The 15704-nt window shown below is 73.1% G+C and carries 15 protein-coding genes and 1 tRNA gene; 7 read left to right on the forward strand and 9 right to left on the reverse strand.

Translation table 11 applies throughout. The features are described 5' to 3' along the window. The first annotated feature begins 1 nt into the window (after position 1). Entirely contained in the window at positions 2-973 is a 972-nt protein-coding gene (gene rlmB, locus ACZ7GJ_RS07145) for a 23S rRNA (guanosine(2251)-2'-O)-methyltransferase RlmB (protein ID WP_470750152.1), read from the forward strand. A gap of 63 nt (positions 974-1036) precedes the next feature. Here the strand turns inward: rlmB and ACZ7GJ_RS07150 are convergent, their stop codons facing one another. Continuing rightward, complete coding sequence (locus tag ACZ7GJ_RS07150) at positions 1037-1672, reverse strand: NUDIX hydrolase (protein ID WP_470750153.1); 636 nt, start codon at positions 1670-1672, stop codon at positions 1037-1039. A gap of 46 nt (positions 1673-1718) precedes the next feature. Then, positions 1719-3155 (reverse strand): hypothetical protein, encoded by a 1437-nt coding sequence (locus ACZ7GJ_RS07155; RefSeq protein WP_470750154.1) that lies wholly within the window; start codon positions 3153-3155, stop codon positions 1719-1721. Between the two features lie 219 nt (positions 3156-3374). On the opposite strand from ACZ7GJ_RS07155, the gene ACZ7GJ_RS07160 reads away from it, so the two are divergent. Beyond that, positions 3375-4901 carry a DoxX family membrane protein gene (locus ACZ7GJ_RS07160; protein ID WP_470750155.1) on the forward strand — a complete coding sequence of 509 codons (1527 nt, stop codon included), beginning with the start codon at positions 3375-3377 and terminating at the stop codon, positions 4899-4901. Positions 4902-5000: 99 nt separating this feature from the next. Here the strand turns inward: ACZ7GJ_RS07160 and ACZ7GJ_RS07165 are convergent, their stop codons facing one another. The 3 genes from ACZ7GJ_RS07165 to ACZ7GJ_RS07175 all read right to left on the reverse strand — a co-directional run bounded on the left by ACZ7GJ_RS07165 (position 5001) and on the right by ACZ7GJ_RS07175 (position 7551). Next, on the reverse strand, positions 5001-5804 hold the full coding sequence (locus ACZ7GJ_RS07165; protein ID WP_470750156.1) for a nucleotidyltransferase family protein: 804 nt from the start codon (positions 5802-5804) through the stop codon (positions 5001-5003). A gap of 23 nt (positions 5805-5827) precedes the next feature. Then, on the reverse strand, positions 5828-6241 hold the full coding sequence (locus ACZ7GJ_RS07170; protein ID WP_470750157.1) for a hypothetical protein: 414 nt from the start codon (positions 6239-6241) through the stop codon (positions 5828-5830). Positions 6242-6462: 221 nt separating this feature from the next. Further along, entirely contained in the window at positions 6463-7551 is a 1089-nt protein-coding gene (locus ACZ7GJ_RS07175; protein ID WP_365924885.1) for an ABC transporter ATP-binding protein, read from the reverse strand. A 227-nt stretch (positions 7552-7778) separates the two neighbouring features. Between ACZ7GJ_RS07175 and ACZ7GJ_RS07180 the strand changes: the two genes are divergently transcribed. Continuing rightward, positions 7779-7853 (forward strand) — tRNA-Thr (locus ACZ7GJ_RS07180). Between the two features lie 88 nt (positions 7854-7941). On the opposite strand, the gene ACZ7GJ_RS07185 is transcribed toward ACZ7GJ_RS07180, so the two are convergent. After that, complete coding sequence (locus tag ACZ7GJ_RS07185) at positions 7942-9321, reverse strand: NAD(P)/FAD-dependent oxidoreductase (protein WP_470750158.1); 1380 nt, start codon at positions 9319-9321, stop codon at positions 7942-7944. Positions 9322-9477: 156 nt separating this feature from the next. On the opposite strand from ACZ7GJ_RS07185, the gene ACZ7GJ_RS07190 reads away from it, so the two are divergent. The 3 genes from ACZ7GJ_RS07190 (at position 9478) to ACZ7GJ_RS07200 (ending at position 11700) form a co-directional block, all read left to right on the forward strand. Next, positions 9478-10200, forward strand: coding sequence for a DsbA family protein (locus ACZ7GJ_RS07190; protein WP_470750159.1), 723 nt, complete (start codon positions 9478-9480; stop codon positions 10198-10200). A gap of 83 nt (positions 10201-10283) precedes the next feature. Further along, the gene (locus ACZ7GJ_RS07195; protein ID WP_470750160.1) at positions 10284-11195 is read left to right on the forward strand and encodes an aminoglycoside phosphotransferase family protein; all 912 of its coding nucleotides are present in this window, start codon (positions 10284-10286) and stop codon (positions 11193-11195) included. Between the two features lie 31 nt (positions 11196-11226). Continuing rightward, positions 11227-11700 carry a GNAT family N-acetyltransferase gene (locus ACZ7GJ_RS07200; protein WP_470750161.1) on the forward strand — a complete coding sequence of 158 codons (474 nt, stop codon included), beginning with the start codon at positions 11227-11229 and terminating at the stop codon, positions 11698-11700. 9 nt (positions 11701-11709) lie between these two features. Here ACZ7GJ_RS07200 and ACZ7GJ_RS07205 read toward each other — a convergent pair whose 3' ends face one another. Continuing rightward, the gene (locus ACZ7GJ_RS07205) at positions 11710-12702 is read right to left on the reverse strand and encodes a zinc-binding dehydrogenase (RefSeq protein ID WP_470750333.1); all 993 of its coding nucleotides are present in this window, start codon (positions 12700-12702) and stop codon (positions 11710-11712) included. Between the two features lie 112 nt (positions 12703-12814). Between ACZ7GJ_RS07205 and ACZ7GJ_RS07210 the strand changes: the two genes are divergently transcribed. Next, entirely contained in the window at positions 12815-13489 is a 675-nt protein-coding gene (locus ACZ7GJ_RS07210; RefSeq protein ID WP_470750162.1) for a pentapeptide repeat-containing protein, read from the forward strand. A gap of 80 nt (positions 13490-13569) precedes the next feature. Here ACZ7GJ_RS07210 and ACZ7GJ_RS07215 read toward each other — a convergent pair whose 3' ends face one another. Both ACZ7GJ_RS07215 and ACZ7GJ_RS07220 read right to left on the reverse strand, forming a co-directional pair. After that, complete coding sequence (locus tag ACZ7GJ_RS07215) at positions 13570-14073, reverse strand: hypothetical protein (protein ID WP_470750163.1); 504 nt, start codon at positions 14071-14073, stop codon at positions 13570-13572. Positions 14074-14143: 70 nt separating this feature from the next. Next, a complete protein-coding gene (locus ACZ7GJ_RS07220; RefSeq protein ID WP_470750164.1) occupies positions 14144-15571 on the reverse strand; it encodes a M4 family metallopeptidase in 1428 nt (475 codons plus the stop codon). Positions 15572-15704: the final 133 nt, after the last annotated feature.

Genomic DNA, 15704 nt, shown 5'->3' on the forward strand with positions numbered 1-15704 from the left:
CATGGCCGGGAACAGCCAGCGCAGGAACCGCCGCACGTCCAACAAGAAGGGCGCGACGGTCGGCAGCGGTGGCCAGCGGCGCAAGGGCCTGGAAGGCAAGGGCCCCACGCCCAAGGCCGAGGACCGCAAGAAGCACAAGGCGAACCGCATCGCCAACGCCATGGCCCGCCAGGCCGCCAAGCGCCGCCCGGCCCCGCGCCGCGGCGGCCCCAAGGGCACCAGCGAGATGGTCGTCGGCCGCAACCCGGTCTTCGAGGCGCTGCGCGACGGCGTCCCCGCCACCACGCTGTACGTCCAGCAGTTCATCGACAACGACGAGCGCGTCCGCGAAGCCCTCCAGCTCGCGGCCGAGCGCGGCAACATCAACCTGATGGAAGCCCCGCGCCCCGAGCTCGACCGGCTGACGAACGGGCTCAACCACCAGGGCATGGTCCTCCAGGTCCCGCCGTACGAGTACGCGCTCCCGGACGAGCTCACCGCCGCCGCGTACGACAACGGCGAGGACCCCCTCATCGTCGCCCTCGACGGCATCACCGACCCGCGCAACCTGGGCGCGATCATCCGCTCCGTCTCCGCCTTCGGCGGCCACGGCGTGGTCGTCCCCGAGCGCCGCGCCGCCAGCATGACCGCCGGCGCCTGGAAGTCCTCGGCGGGCACTGCCGCCCGTACCCCGGTCTCGCGCGTCACCAACCTGACCCGCGCGATCCAGGACTACAAGAAGGAAGGCATGACCATCGTCGGCCTCGCCGCCGAGGGCACGCACGAGGTCCACGAGCTGGAGGCGCTGGCCGGTCCCGTCGTCATCGTCATCGGCTCCGAGGGCAAGGGCCTCGGCCGCCTCGTCGGCGAGAACTGCGACTACCTCGTCCGCATCCCGATGCCGGGCGGCGCCGAGTCGCTGAACGCCGGTGTCGCCGCGGGCGTCGTGCTCTACGAGGCGGCCCGCCGCCGCGCCGGGGCCCCGCGCACCTGACACCCGTAGCCGGACGCCGGCGGGCCGCCCACCAGGGCCCCGCCGGCGATCCGGCCCCGGCTCTCAGTCCGCCAGGCCCGCCAGCCGGGCCCGCAGCAGCGCGACCATCGTGAACGCGTCGGTGATCCGGCCGTCCGCGACCATCGCCTCCGCCTCCGCGAAGGTCACCACGAGCGTCCCGCGGATGCCCTCGCCGGTCGCCAGCGCCCCCACCGAGTCGATGTGCGCCGCGAAGAGCCGCACGCTGTCCCCGATCATCCCGCTGTCCGGGTGCACCACTCCGAGCGGGATCAGCTCCAGCGCCTCGGCGCCCACCTCCTCGTGCAGCTCCTTCGCGGCGTTCCGCTCGCCCGTCAGGCCGCGGGTGCCGGCGCCGCGCGGGATCTCCCACTGCCACGAGCGCGGCGCGTGCCGGTAGTGCTCGATCAGCACCACCCGGCCGCCGAGCAGCGGCAGCACCACCGACCCGGGCTCGGCGGTCGCGCTCAGCGCCCGCAGGTACGTCCCCTCCCGGCCGTCCGGGAACCGCACCGGGTCGCGCAGCAGCGTCAGGTACCGGTCCTGGTAGAGGACCCCGCCCGCCGCCGCGACCGCCCCCGGGTCGGTCAGGATCTCGATCCCCTCCGGGTCGTTGCGGAACAGCTCCGGCCGCTGCGCGCGCAGGCGCTCGTACCCCTCGACTCCGCCCGTCCCGCTCATGCTCTCCCCGTGTGGTTCGAAGTCCGCCCGCCGTGGCACGCCGGGACTACACGGCCGCCTGCTGGTCGGCCGAGCGCCTGCGGCCGGTGTCGGCGCTCACCGCCACCTGGCCGCCATATACCCGCAGGATGGTCTGCCAGTCGTTGCGCAGGCTGCCGAGCCGCAGCGACGGCAGGGTCACGCTGTGCCCGAGGCCGCCGCGCAGCCCGGAACCCTTGCGGCCCTTGTCCCGGAACTGCAGGCGTACGGTCAGCACCCCGGCGGCCGCCGTCAGCAGTTGCAGCGACCCCGCCAGCAGCGACACGTCCTCGCCCGCGCCCACCTGCAGCGCGATCCCGGACGACTCCAGGATCAGGACCGTGCTGATCTCCCGGGTGAACCCGCCGCGCGAGGCGCTCGTCTTGCGCGCCGTACGCAGCATCCGCGCATGGAACCGCGCCACGTCCCGCGTGTGCGCGGCGAACTCCTCCGGCGAGGGCAGCCGCCCGTCCCGGAACCCGCCGCGGACGAACCCGTCCAGGGCGTCGATGTACGAGCGCCACTCCTCCTCGCGCCGCAGCCGCACGATGTCGGCCAGCGACAGCCCGGCGTACGAATTGGGCCCGTCCACCGCCCGGTGCAGGTCGTCGGCGAACAGGTCCCGCAGCAGCAGCCCGATCCTCTCGGGATCGTCGGCGGCCGGCCGGCTGTCCTCCCGCAGCTCCTGGAGCGTCGAACGCGGGGGCGAGTCGGGCGGGGTCAGCGAGATCAGCCCGCTCGCCTTCGGCACGCCCAGGCTGTACAGCAGGTCGATCAGCTGCTTCGCGGGCACGATGTGGTCGCCCTCGCGCAGCAGGTTCTCGTGCGGCTGGGTGCCCGGCCGGGTCAGGAACCGCTCGTAGACCGCCTGCCGCGTGATGTCCCGGTCGTTGTCCTGCTCGCCCGCCCAGAAGTACAGGTCCTTCAGGATGCCCTCGCGCATGGCCTGCGCCTGTTCCAGCGGGATGCCCAGGTTCTCGGCCAGCACCGGCGCCGGCAGCCGCCGCAGTCCGGACAGCTCGCGCGAGAAGAAGTTGCCCACCTGCCCGGCCCGCTCGCGGTTGGTCTCGTCGTCCCAGTCGAAGCGCACCAGCCCGGGGTCCGACTCGTCCGTCACCATCCGCTGCCAGGCCGAGCTCACGGTCCGGTCGTGCCCCCAGCTGAATTCGGCCGCGGCCTCCCGCTCCATGTACAGGTACGGCACCAGCGCCCGACGGTTGAGCAACTGGGCGAAGGCGGCCCGCTCGGTCGGTTCGGCCGTCGGCAGGTAATTCGCGTACAGGGCTTCGTTGTTGAGCAAGAACGCCCGGTTGACGACCAGGGTCCCGCTGTTCGCCAGCGAGCGCCGCAGCTCCGCCGCCCCGGCCGCCACGGCCTCGGTCGAGGGTCCGGCCTGTGCGCTCGCCCGCTGCCGGGATCCGGCGAGATCCGCGGGCAGCCACTGGTTGTCGAGAGCCTGCGACATCACGGGATAGTCCGTGAGATCGCCAAAGACGAGCTGGTTGTGCGCGCGGTCGGTCATCCCCGGTGTCCCCCTCTTGCTTCAACTGCCTTGATTCTCACATCAGCTACCGACAGGCCGCCCGAACAACCTTTCTGCCGGGGGGAGATGGCTGGATCTTGACGGGTCTCGGACACATCCTTGATGTCAAGGCAGTGTCCTAAACACCCATCACTCGGTTAGATGAGTGTGGACACCAGAACGCCAGGGTTCGACGACCAGCCCGCGCTGAGCATGGTCAAGGTGCCGTGCGACCCCGCACAGGTCATCGTCAACCACGCCAGCTTCCGCGTGCGGCTCGCACCGAGCCCGAGCGCGCGTCCCAAGCCCGCAGGCGCCCCCGCGCGCGTACCCGCCCTCGGCGGAGCGCTCGCGGCAGCCGCCGTCGGAGCCGGAGCCGGAGCCGGCCGCCGCCGCCCCGTCGTCTGGAGCGGCAAGTCCGCCCCGGGCGACGCCGCCGCGACGGGCGGCCTGCTCCAGGCCGTACGTGACAACAGCAGGGGCCATGAGGAGTTCGACGGCGGGGACACGCAGGTCATCCCGCGCATCGACCTCGTGCACGACCTCGCCGACGACACCCTCGCCACGCCGACCGTCATCGGCCAGCGGACCTACGGCGACCCCGACGAGACCCGCCGCCTGGCCGCCGTACGGGACCTCCCGTACGAAGCCGCGCACCCGGGCGGGGGCGGGGGAGCCGGTACGGAGTCCCGGCGCGCCGCGTCCGAAGCGCGCGGCCAGGCCTCCTACTACCCCGGCCGCCGCATGAACCTCGGCGTCGTGCTGCTCCCGCTGCGCGTCTTCCTCGGCTTCATCTCCATCTACGCCGGCATGGGCAAGCTGTGCGACCCCGTCTACTTCGACGGCGGCGAGCGCGGCTCCATGGTCACCTGGCTGCACACCCTGCACCCCTGGGCGCTCGCCGAGCCGCTGCGCGACTTCGCCCTCGCCCACCCCGTCGGGGCCGGCCTGACCGTCGCCTTCCTCCAGGTCGCCGTCGGCGTCCTGACCGTCCTCGGCCTCTGGCAGCGCTTCGCCGCCTGCTTCGGCGCACTGCTGTCCGCCGCCCTGCTCATGACCGTGAGCTGGAAGACCGTCCCCGCCTACGACGCCCCCGACATCATCTACCTGGCCGCCTGGAGCCCGCTGATCATCGCCGGGGCCCCCGTCTACTCCCTCGACGGACGCCTCGCCGGCGAGGCCTGGCGCACCCTCGGCCCCCGCTCCGAGATCTGGCGGCTGCGCCGGCGCGTCCTGCGCCGCGGGGCCGTCATGGCCACCGTCGTCTGCGGTCTGACCCTGCTCGTCGGCTCGCTCCTCGGCGGCGCCGTCCGCTCCACCACCGTCGTCACCGTCCCCGGCCCCGGACAGGACCCGAGCAACTACCTCCCCGGCCGGCCGCTGCCGCCCACCCCCGCCCGGCAGCAGCCCTCGCAGCCGCCCGCCTCCAAGCCCGCCGCCCAGCCCTCCGCCGGAGCCTCCTCGCCGGCCGCGAAGGCCACCGGCAAGAGCACCAGCGGCTCGACCTCCCGCGAGACCGCCGGGACCGGCGCCGAGTCCCCCACCGCCACCCGCGGCACCAGCGGCGGCCAGAGCCCCCGCAGCACCCCGCGCCAGTCCACCCCCCAGCAGCCGCCCGCCTCTTCGAGCACCACCGGCGGGGGCACGCCGACGAAGAAGCCCGGCCTGGTCGGCGGCCTCCTCGGCTGAAGCCCCGCCTTCCGCCCCTCCCGTCCGGGCCCGGTACGCCACCAGCGTGCCGGGCCCGTCCGCGTATCCGGAGGCCTGTGCGGACTCCCGCCCGAAGCCTCAGGAGGCCCTGTGCGCCGCCAACTCCCGTGCGGCCTCGGTCAGGTCCTTCGCCGTGTCGATAGCCCGCCAGTAGGCCCCCTGGGGCAGTGGGAAGCCCGCCAGCCGCCGCTCCCGCGCCAGCCGGGGGAAGGTCGTACGCTCGTGGTCCCCCAAATCCGGGAGCAGGGACGCGAATTCGGCGCCGAAGACGTACACGCCGGCATTGATCAGATAGGGCGAGGGCGGCGCCTCGATGAAGTCCAGTACGTGCCCGTACTCATCGGTCTCCACCACCCCCCACGGAATCCGCGGCCGGGCCAGCGCCAGCGTCGCCGTCGCGCCCCGCTCCGCATGGAAATCGGCCATCTCGCGCAGCGGGAAGCGCGTCCACACGTCCCCGTTCGTCGCGAACCAGGGCCGCTGCGGGTACGGCAGGTGCCGCGCGGCGTACTTGAGCCCGCCGCCGCGACCCAGGGGCTCCCCCTCCACCACCGTCGTCACGCGCAGCGGCAACGGGGCCCGCGCCAGCCACTCCTGGAGCACCTCCGCGAGGTGCCCGCACGACACCACGGCGTCGGTCACCCCCTCGGCGGCCAGCCATGCCAGCTGGTGCCCGATGATCGGCGTCCCCGTACCCGGGATCTCCACCATCGGCTTCGGACGGTCGTCCGTGTACGGCCGCAGCCGCGAACCCTGGCCCCCCGCCAGGACGACTGCCTGGGCGGGGGAGGCCGGGAACGCGGCTGCGGGGGAGGCGGATCCGGATGCGGAGGGCGCGGGAGTTGCGGAGGTCGCGGGGGGCGCGGGATCGGCGTCGGTCATGCCGGCCAGCGTAGGGAGGCGGGTCAGCCCATGGAGGCGACACCCGAGGCGTACGAGGTGTCGCACACCGGACGGGCGAAGGACTGGGCCTTCGTCGGCCCGTACGCGTCAACTGCCGCCCGGCCCAGGGCCCGTGCGATGCCCACACAGTGCTCGGCGAGCGACGGCCGCCGGTCCACCTCCTGCTGGAGGTGGGTGAGGACGTCACCCGGCTGCTCTCCCCGCTGGAGCTCACTGAGCAGCTGGTCGCGGACCACGTCCTGTGCGGCGCGCGGCTTCGCGGGGACGGAGACGTCCTCGGCGGAGGCGGTCAGGATCTGGGAGGGGGAATTGTCCGCCCAGGGGACCATGGTGACCGCGAGGGTCCCGGACAGGACCAGGACGACGGGCAGGACCAGGGCGAGGGAACGGCCGATACGGCGGGCAGTGTGGGTCACGAGGGCGAGAGTAGCGCTCGGTGAAGATTTGGCGACATTTAGTCACCCGGTCGGGGGATGGTTCGACGTGGCTTTTCGAATTAAGGGTTGACGAGAGGGGCCGAATGGCCCGATCTGCGTAACTCACGCCGAAGGGGCGCCCCTTGAGGGAGCGCCCCTTCGCGTCGATGCCCGAGGTCGTTCGGGCACCGGCCGGGCACCGGCCGGAGATCCGCCGGGGATCAGCCGGACAGGCGGGCCCCGGAGGAGGTCGAGAAGACGTGGATCTCACCGGCGCGCGGGACCACGTGCAGGGTCGAGCCCTTCTCGGGCACCTGGCGGCCGCCCACGCGGACCACGATGTCCTGCGAACCCTCGGCGGAGGCCGCGGAGCCGTAGACGTACCCGTCGGCGCCCAGCTCCTCGACGACGTTCACGGTGATCGTCAGACCGCCCGTGTCGCCGATGTCGAAGTGCTCGGGGCGCACGCCCACGGTCACGGTGCGGTCGCCCGCGTCGGCGGCGGCCGACAGCGCCTCGCGCGACACCGGGACCACGCTGTCGCCGAACTTCACGCCGCCGTCGGTGATCGGGACCTCGACCAGGTTCATGGCCGGGGAGCCGATGAAGCCGGCGACGAAGAGGTTCGCGGGACGGTCGTACATGTTGCGCGGGGTGTCGACCTGCTGCAGCAGCCCGTCCTTGAGCACGGCCACGCGGTCGCCCATGGTCATGGCCTCGACCTGGTCGTGGGTGACGTACACGGTGGTGATGCCGAGGTCGCGCTGGAGCGCGGCGATCTGGGTGCGCGTGGACACGCGGAGCTTGGCGTCGAGGTTCGACAGCGGCTCGTCCATCAGGAAGACCTGCGGCTTGCGCACGATCGCGCGGCCCATGGCGACGCGCTGGCGCTGGCCGCCGGAGAGGGCCTTGGGCTTGCGGTCGAGGTACTGGGTGAGGTCGAGCATCTTCGCCGCGTCCTCCACCTTCTTGCGGATGGTGGCCTTGTCCTCGCCGGCGATCTTGAGCGCGAAGCCCATGTTGTCGGCGACGGACATGTGCGGGTAGAGCGCGTAGTTCTGGAACACCATCGCGATGTCCCGGTCCTTGGGCGGCAGGTGCGTGACGTCGCGGTCGCCGATGCGGATGGCGCCGCCGTTGACGTCCTCCAGGCCGGCGAGCATGCGCAGCGAGGTGGACTTGCCGCAGCCGGAGGGGCCGACGAGGACGAGGAACTCGCCGTCCTCGATCTCCAGCTCCAGCTGGTCGACGGCGGGCTTGTCGCCGCCGGGGTACAGACGGGTCGCCTTGTCGAAAGTGACAGAAGCCATGGTGGTGAATCCCTTCTACCGGCAGGAACGTGCCGGACGATCCGAGTGGAAGGTCTAGTCCAGTCAACCGGACTCCGCCCGACGCTACCCGCCGGGCCGCCGTCTGTCAGCCCCCGCAGGCACGGCAAATGCCGAGGGGGGTGCCCTTTAACGTGATGGCTCGGGGAATCGCGTGCTGTGTAGAGTGATGGCGGCTCCACGCGCAGTGGGTTTGCGGGTGGTGTTGTGCCTCCTTAGCTCAGTCCGGCCAGAGCAACGCACTTGTAATGCGTAGGTCGTCGGTTCGAATCCGACAGGGGGCTCCGTCCCAGGTCAGCGGGTTGTTGGCCATGAGGATCCATGCAGCGGCGGAAGGCTCCGGGTGATCACCCGGAGCCTTCCGCTTCGTTGTCAGTGGCGGCCCGAGACGCGGTCCGCCAGGCGGGCCAGGGGGGTCGTCGTCGGGGTGTGGGTGGCGGCCTCGCGGCGGTCGGCCTCGCGGTAGGCGGCGTACAGGGCCTGGACGCCGAGCCAGCGCAGCGGCTCCGGCTCCCAGCGGCGGACGCGGTGGTTGACCCAGGGGAGGTCGGTCAGCTCCGTGGTGTCTTCGAGGACCAGGTCGCGCAGGGTGCGGGCGGCGAGGTTGGCGGTGGCGACGCCGGAGCCGACGTAGCCGCCGGCCCAGCCGAGGCCCGTGGCGCGGTCGAGGGTGACGGTGGCGCACCAGTCGCGGGGTACGCCGAGGACGCCGGACCAGGCGTGGGTGATCTCCGTACCGGCGAGGACCGGGAAGAAGGAGGTCAGGAGGTCGGTCAGGGCCTCGATCGTGGCGGGCTGGGTGCGGCCGTCGTTGTCGGTGCGCGAGCCGTAGCGGTACGGGACCCCGCGGCCGCCGAGGGCGATGCGGTCGTCCGCGGTGCGCTGGGCGTACATGTAGGCGTGGGCCATGTCGCCGAGGGTGGCGGCGTCCGACCAGCCCAGTTGGGCCCAGGTCGAGGCGGGCAGGGGAGCCGTCACGATCATGGACGAGTTCATGGGGAGCCAGGAGCGCTTCTGGCCCTTGAGGGCGGCGGTGAAACCTTCGGTGCAGCGCAGGACGTGGGGTGCGCGGACCGTCCCGTACGGGGTGACGGCGCGGCGGGGCGCGATCTCGGTGACGGGTGTGGATTCGTGGATGACCACGCCGAGGCCCTCGCAGGCGGCCGCCAGACCCTTGACCAGTTTGAGGGGGTGGATGCGGGCGCCGTGCGGGGTCCAGCTGGAGCCGACCGCGTCGGCGATGTCGATGCGGGCGCGGGTGGTGGGGGCGTCGTAGAGCTCGCGGTCGCTCTCGCCGAAGGCGAGCTCGGCGGCGTGGAAGGCCTTGAGGCGGGTGAGCTGGGCGGGGGTGCGGGCGACTTCGAGGACTCCGCCGCGGCGGATGTCGGCGTCGATGCCCTCCTTGGCCGCTACGTCGATGACCTCGGTGACCGTGTCGTTCATGGCCCGCTGGAGGCGCTGGGCGGCCTGGTGGCCGTGGAGGCGGGCGTAGCGGTCGCGGCCGGCGATGCCGTTGTAGAGCCAGCCGCCGTTGCGTCCGGAGGCGCCGTAGCCGCAGAACTTCTGCTCCAGGACGGTGACGCGGAGGTCGGGGGCGGAGCGCTTGAGGTAGTAGGCCGTCCACAGGCCGGTGTAGCCGCCGCCGACGATGACGACGTCGGCGGTGGAGTCGCCGGTGAGGGGGGCGCGGGGCGGGTGGTCGGCGGTCTTGTCCGTCGCGTACCAGAAGGAAATGCCGCCGTTGATCGTCATGGGGGAGTTGCTACACCCGGTTTCGGAGGGGTGTCCAGCGGCGTGGTGTCGGGTTTCGGGGTGGGAAGGGTGGCCGGATGGCCGATGCGGGCGGGGCGATCCGGTCCTTAGGGTGGGGCGGGGCATTTTGTTCTGTTTTGGGTGAGAGGTTCGGGAATGGTGCGCATACGTAGGGCAGGGCACGCGGTCGCGGCGGTGGCGGCGGCCGCGCTGCTGGGCGGGGCCGTCGTCGGTTGCGGGGCGGGCGGGGAGGCGAAGTCGGCCGCCGCCGACGCCACGGCCGAGGTGCGGACCAGCCCGATCGCGGACCGGCTGGCGAAGCTGCCGGCGAAGGTGGACGGGGCGAAGGTCGTGGTCGGGCAGCCGGACGCGCCGCACACGGCGCAGGTGCTGGTGGATCCGCGGTGCGGCGCCTGCGCGAAGTTCGAGGGGGCCGGTGGCGAGGCGCTGCTGAAGCTGGCGGGCGAGGGCAGGGTGAAGGTCGAGTACCTGCTGGCTTCGTTCCTGGACCAGGGTGGGGCGAGCGGCTCGGTGAAGGCCGTCAACGCGCTGCGGGCCTCGGTCGACGCGGGGAAGTTCGCGGAGTACAACGCGGCGGTGTTCGCGAGTCAGCCGAGGGGCCGGTTCACCGACGAGCACCTGCTCAGGATCGCGGACCGGGTGCCGGGGTTGCGGGGCGAGGCCTTCGACAAGGCGGTGTCGCAGGAGACGTACGAGGAGTGGGTCGCCGAGGCCGAGAAGGGCTTCGAGGCGACCGGGGCGCAGGGTACGCCGCTGGTGCTGGTGGACGGGAGCCCGGTGGGGGCGAAGGACGGCTCGATGTTCGACGCGGGGGCGTTCACGGCGACGCTGAAGGCGGCGGGGGTCGGCGCTGCCTAGGGGGGGCTGACGGATGTCCGCGGCGTCGCGACGCCCGCCAGACACCCCCCTAGTGCCGGGGCGGGCGGTCGTAGGCTCGGGGCGTGATCGACATCGAGGACGTTCCGGACGAGCTGGTACGGGCGCAGCTGGAGTACAACGGCGCTGCCGGGCGGGAGTTCATCGCGGCGCTGCCGGCGCGGGCGGAGGAGTTCCTGGAGCGGTGGGCGCTGCGGCGGACGGGGCCGGTGATGCACGGGATGACGGCTCTGGTGCTGCCGGTGGTGCGGGCGGACGGTACGGCGGCGGTGCTGAAGCTGGGGGCGCTGGACGAGGAGAGTGCGGGGGAGCCGCTCGCGCTGCGCGCGTGGGGCGGGCGGGGCTGCGTGGAGCTGCTGGAGCACGACGGGCCGACGGGGACGCTGCTGCTGGAGCGGCTGGACGAGGGCCGGCACCTGTCGGCTCTGGCGGTACGGGACTCGCGGGCGGCGGTGCGGGTGATCGGGGAGCTGCTGGTCCGGCTGACGTCGGCGCCGGCTCCGGGCGGGCTGCGCGGGCTCGGGGGGATCGCGGCCGGGATGCTGGAGCGCGTACCGCAGGCCCTCGGGCTGTTGGCGGACGAGGGGGAGCGGCGGCTGCTGTCGGACTGCGCGGCGGCGGTGGCGGAGGTGGCGGGGGAGCCCGGGAACCGGCTGCTGCACTGGGACCTGCACTTCGACAACGTGCTGGCGGGCGGGCGGGAGCCGTGGCTGGCGATCGACCCGAAGCCGCTCGCGGGCGATCCGGGGTTCGAGCTGCTGCCGGCGCTGGTCAACAACTTCGCGGTGGACGAGGTGCGGTGGCGGTTCGACCTGCTGACGGAGGCGGTGGGTCTGGACGGCGACCGGGACCGGGCGCGGGCGTGGACGCTGGGGCGGGTGCTGCAGAACTGCCTGTGGGAGCTGGAGGACGGCGAGCAGGGGCAGGAGGAACTGCCGGAGCGCGAGGTCGCGGTGGCGCAGCTGCTATTGGGATGAGGGGGTGGGCGGGCGGTCGTACGCTCGGGGCATGATCCGTAGCGCTGTCGTCGAAGACGTTCCCGCCATCCAGTCCATGATCCGCGAGCTGGCCGAGTACGAGAAGGTGCCGCACGAAGCGCGGGCCACGCAGGAGCAGTTGCGGGAGGCGCTCTTCGGGGAGCGGCCCGCGGCGTTCGCGCACATCGCGGAGTCCGAGGAGGGGGAGGTCGTCGGCTTCTCGGTGTGGTTCCTCAACTTCTCGACGTGGCGCGGGGTGCACGGCATCTACCTGGAGGACCTGTACGTCCGCCCGGGCGTGCGCGGGGGCGGCCACGGCAAGGCGCTGCTCGCGGAGCTGGCGCGGATCTGTGTGGAGCGCGGGTACGAGCGGCTGGAGTGGTCGGTGCTGAACTGGAACGCCCCGACGATCGCGTTCTACGAGTCCCTGGGCGCCCGCCCGCAGGACGAGTGGACGGTCTACCGCCTGACGGACGCCCCCCTGAAGACCCTGGCCTCGGCGTAGCCGCCGGGTTCAGGGTTCGAGGACGACCTTGCCGGTGGTGGCTCGGGATTCCAGGGCGTGGTGGGCGGTCGCGGCTTCGGCCAGGGGGTAGCGCTGGAGGGCGGGGCGCAGGCGGCCCGCGGCGGCTTCGGCCAGGGCGCGGGTTTCGAGGGTGCGCAGGGGGTCGGGGCCGCCGACGCGCTGGAGCATGGCGGGGCCGAGGACGTCGATGGTGGTGACGCCGCGGGCGGTGAGGTCGGCGCGGTCGGCTTCGGTGAGCGGGACGGGGCCGCCGGACCAGCCGAAGACGACGTGGTCGGCTCCGGGGGCGAGCAGGTCGAGGGCGGTGCGGGCGGTCGTGCCGCCGACGGAGTCGAAGAGGTGCGTGGCGCCCCGGGGGTGTGCGGCGCGGACGGCTTCGGGCCAGTCGGGGCGGGTGTAGTCGAGGGCGAGGTCGGCGCCGTTGGCGGTGGCGAGGGCGGCTTTGGCGGGGCCGCCGGCGAGGGCGATGACGGTGGCTCCGGCGTTCTTGGCGTACTGGACGACCAGCGTGCCGATGCCCCCGGCGGCTGCGGTGACGAGGGCCACGGAGTCCGGTCCGAGATCGGTGAACTGGAGGATGCCGAGGGTGGTGCGGCCGGTGCCGATCATGGCGACGGCCTGGGCGGGGTCGAGGCCGGGCGGTATGGGGTGCAGGCGGTCGGCGGCGGCGACGGCGTACTCGGCGTAGCCGCCGGGGGCGAAGCCGAGGTGGGTGACGACCGGGCGGCCGAGCCAGGCGGGGTCGGTGCCGGGGCCGAGGGCGTCGACGGTGCCGGCGACCTCGCGGCCGGGGATGGTGGGGAGCTGCGGCAGGGCGGGGGCGGGCCCCTGGATGCCCTGGCGCAGTGCGGTGTCGAGGAGGTGGACGCCGGCGGCGGCGACGGCGATGCGGACCTGGCCGGGGCCGGGGACGGGGGTGTCGGCGGTCTCGTGGACGAGGTTTTCGGCGGGGCCGAAGGCGTGGAGACGGACGGCGCGCATGCTCTTCGTGGTGTCCATGCGGCCAGGCTCCGGCCTGAAGCGTGGTTGAGGTCAAGGGCGGGCAGGGTGCGGGATGCGGGGCTCTGTCAGTGGGGTGGGCCACGATGGGGGAATGGTGCGAAACGGGCGGCAGCAGACGGTGAAGGCGGCTCGGCGGCCGGAGGTGCGGCTGCCGGTGCTCGAGGTGTGGGACGGCGGCGTGCTGGAGCCCGACGGCGACTACGACGGGCTGGAGTTCGCGGACCTGGACCTGGCGGGACAGGAGGGGATCGGCGCCCGGTTCATGGACTGCGCGGTACGGCGCTGCGCGCTGGACGAGGCGGGGCTGGCCAAGGCGCGGTTCATGGACTCGGTACTGGAGGGCGTGCGGGGGGTCGGGACCGACCTGGCGGGGGCTTCGCTGCGGGACGTGGAGCTGCTGGAGGCCCGGCTGGGCGGGGTGCAGTTGCACGGGGCGGCGCTGGAGCGGGTGCTCGTGCGCGGGGGCAAGATCGACTACCTGAACCTGCGCGAGGCGCGGCTCAAGGACGTGGTCTTCGAGGGCTGCGTGCTGGTGGAGCCGGACTTCGGGGGCGCGGTGCTGGAGCGGGTGGAGTTCCGGGACTGTGTGCTGCGGGACGCGGAGTTCTCGGGGGCGCGGATGTCGGAGGTGGACCTGCGCGGCGCGGCGGAGCTGGGCATCGCGCGCGGGGTGGAGGCGCTGTCCGGCGCGGTGATCAGCCCGGGCCAGCTCTTCGACCTCGCCCCGGCCCTGGCGGCGCAGCTGGGACTCCGGGTCCTGGCGTAGCCGTAGCCGCCGTAACCCCAGACAGCCCCAGGGGGTGTCTGGCGGGCGTCGCGACGCCGCGGACATCCGTCGGACACCCCCTAGGCCGGGACCCGGGGGAAGCGGGACTGGAGGGTCCAGATGACGGGGTTGTCGGCGAGGCCGTCGTGCATGTCCACGAGGTCGGCGATCAGGTCGTGCAGGAAGTCGCGGGCTTCGCGGCGCAGCAGGCGGTGGCTGAAGGTCAGCGGGTCCTCCTCCGGCGGCATCCAGTCGGCCTCGATGTCGACCCAGCCGAAGCGGCGCTCGAAGAGCATGCGGTCGCTGGACTCGGTGAAGTCGAGTTCGGCGTACTGGCGGTTCGAGGAGCGGCTGCCGCGGGGGTCCTGGTCGAGCTGCTCGACGATGTCGCACAGCGCCCAGGCGAAGTCCAGTACGGGCACCCATCCCCAGGCTGTGGAGACTTCCCGGTCCTTGTCGGTGTCGGCGAGGTAGACGTCCCCGCAGAACAGGTCGTGGCGCAGCGACCGGACGTCCGCCGAGCGGTAGTCGGTCTGCGGGGGGTCCGGGAAGCGCCGGGAGAGGGAGTAGCCGATGTCGAGCACGTACCCGATGGTGTCACGGGTACGGGCGGGCCGGGCGCGCCCCCACCCCGGCGGGGCGGGGGCGCCGGGGTCAGCGGACGTTGACGGCGGTCCAGGCGGCGGCGACGCGGCCGGCCTCGACGGAGGACGGGCCGTAGAGGTCGCCTGCGGCCTGGAGGGTGGCGCGGCGGGCGCCGGCGTAGTTGGTGGTGGAGGTCATGTAGAGGGTCAGTGCCCGGTACCAGATGCGGGTGGCCGCGTCGCGGCCGATGCCGAGCAGCTTGGAGCCGTCGTAGGTGGGGGAGTCGTAGGAGATCTTGTTGATCACCTTGGGGCCGCTGCCCTCGGCGAGGAGGTAGAAGAAGTGCCGGGCGGGGCCGGAGGCGTCGTGGGGGTCGATGCCGCCGATGTCGCGGGACCAGTAGTCGCGGGAGTGGCCGTCGAGGCTGGGCCGGTCCATGGTGCGCAGGCCGCCGGTGAAGACCATCTCGCCGATGCGGTAGTCGCCCACGTCGGTGGCGTTCTCGGCGGAGAACTCGGCGGCGGTGCCGAGGATGTCGGAGGTGCCCTCGTTGAGGGCGCCGGATTCGCCGGTGAGCATGAGGTTCGCGGTGCTGGCGGTCACGCCGTGGGTGAGTTCGTGGCCGACGATGTCGAGGGTGGCGAGGGTCTTGCCGGTGGCGGGGTCGTCGCCGTAGTTGGCGCAGCCGCAGGTGCCGTCCCAGAAGGCGTTGGGGTAGTTGCTGCCGTAGTGGACGCGGGAGATGACGCCCACGCCGTCGCCCCGGATGCCGTTGCGGCCGAACACTCCCTTGTAGAAGTCCCAGGTCACAGCGGTGGCGTAGTGCGCGTCGACGCCGGCGGTCTGGCGGTTGGAGGGGGTGCCGTTGCCCCAGGTGTCGTCGGGGTCGGTGAAGAGGGTGCCGCCGCCGGGCTGGTTCATGGCGTCGAGGGTGCGCTGGTTTCCGCGGGTGGTGTCGCGGAGCTGGTAGAGGCTTCCGGTGAAGTGGGTGGTGAGCGGGACGGTCCCGGCGTGCTGGCTGTGGCCGGTGCCGGCGGCGACCGTGTCGTACGTGGCGAGGGTGTCGCCGGTACGGGCGTCCGTGACGGTGTGGAGCTCGCTCGGAGTGCCGTCGGGGTGGGTCGTACGGGTGGTGGTCTCCCAGGCGAGGGTGGCGGGGGCCGAGGCGGCCCAGACGACCTGGCGGGTGGCCCCGCCGGGTGCGGTCGTGGCCTTGGGGAGGGGGAGGGTGATGGGGGTGTCGTTGCCGGTGGTGGTGCGGGTGCCGTCGGGGCGCTGGTGGACGACGATGTCGCCGCCGAGGACGGGCAGGCCGGCGTACGTGCGGTCGTAGCGGGTGTGGGTGGTGCCGTCGGGGTCGGTCGCGGTGGCGCGGACCACGAGGCGGGTTTGCGGTGCGGTGGCCGGGCCGGGGGTGGCTGCGTTGGCCGTGACCGCGGTGGCGGTGAGGGCGGCGGCGGTGCCGAGGAGTACGGCGAGGCGGGTGGGGTGGGTCACGCGGGCTCCTTCGCGGTGGCCGGGGTGGCGGCGCGAGTGAGCCTGGCACCGGGGGGTGCTGGTTTGGCAGGTCTGCGACAAGAACTGACAGGAACCCCGGCGGGGTTGTCCGAAGAACGGCCACGGCTGTCCG

Source organism: Streptomyces sp. NPDC037242 (genome assembly GCF_055604165.1).

Bases quoted from the DNA above. Each gene is read 5' to 3' on its own strand.
- rlmB (WP_470750152.1), top strand. From the start codon at position 2: ATGGCCGGGAACAGCCAGCGCAGGAACCGCCGCACGTCCAACAAGAAG.
- ACZ7GJ_RS07150 (WP_470750153.1), bottom strand. From the start codon at position 1,672: ATGAGCGGGACGGGCGGAGTCGAGGGGTACGAGCGCCTGCGCGCGCAG.
- ACZ7GJ_RS07155 (WP_470750154.1), bottom strand. From the start codon at position 3,155: ATGTCGCAGGCTCTCGACAACCAGTGGCTGCCCGCGGATCTCGCCGGA.
- ACZ7GJ_RS07160 (WP_470750155.1), top strand. From the start codon at position 3,375: ATGAGTGTGGACACCAGAACGCCAGGGTTCGACGACCAGCCCGCGCTG.
- ACZ7GJ_RS07165 (WP_470750156.1), bottom strand. From the start codon at position 5,804: ATGACCGACGCCGATCCCGCGCCCCCCGCGACCTCCGCAACTCCCGCG.
- ACZ7GJ_RS07175 (WP_365924885.1), bottom strand. From the start codon at position 7,551: ATGGCTTCTGTCACTTTCGACAAGGCGACCCGTCTGTACCCCGGCGGC.
- ACZ7GJ_RS07185 (WP_470750158.1), bottom strand. From the start codon at position 9,321: ATGACGATCAACGGCGGCATTTCCTTCTGGTACGCGACGGACAAGACC.
- ACZ7GJ_RS07190 (WP_470750159.1), top strand. From the start codon at position 9,478: ATGGTGCGCATACGTAGGGCAGGGCACGCGGTCGCGGCGGTGGCGGCG.
- ACZ7GJ_RS07200 (WP_470750161.1), top strand. From the start codon at position 11,227: ATGATCCGTAGCGCTGTCGTCGAAGACGTTCCCGCCATCCAGTCCATG.
- ACZ7GJ_RS07205 (WP_470750333.1), bottom strand. From the start codon at position 12,702: ATGCGCGCCGTCCGTCTCCACGCCTTCGGCCCCGCCGAAAACCTCGTC.
- ACZ7GJ_RS07210 (WP_470750162.1), top strand. From the start codon at position 12,815: ATGGTGCGAAACGGGCGGCAGCAGACGGTGAAGGCGGCTCGGCGGCCG.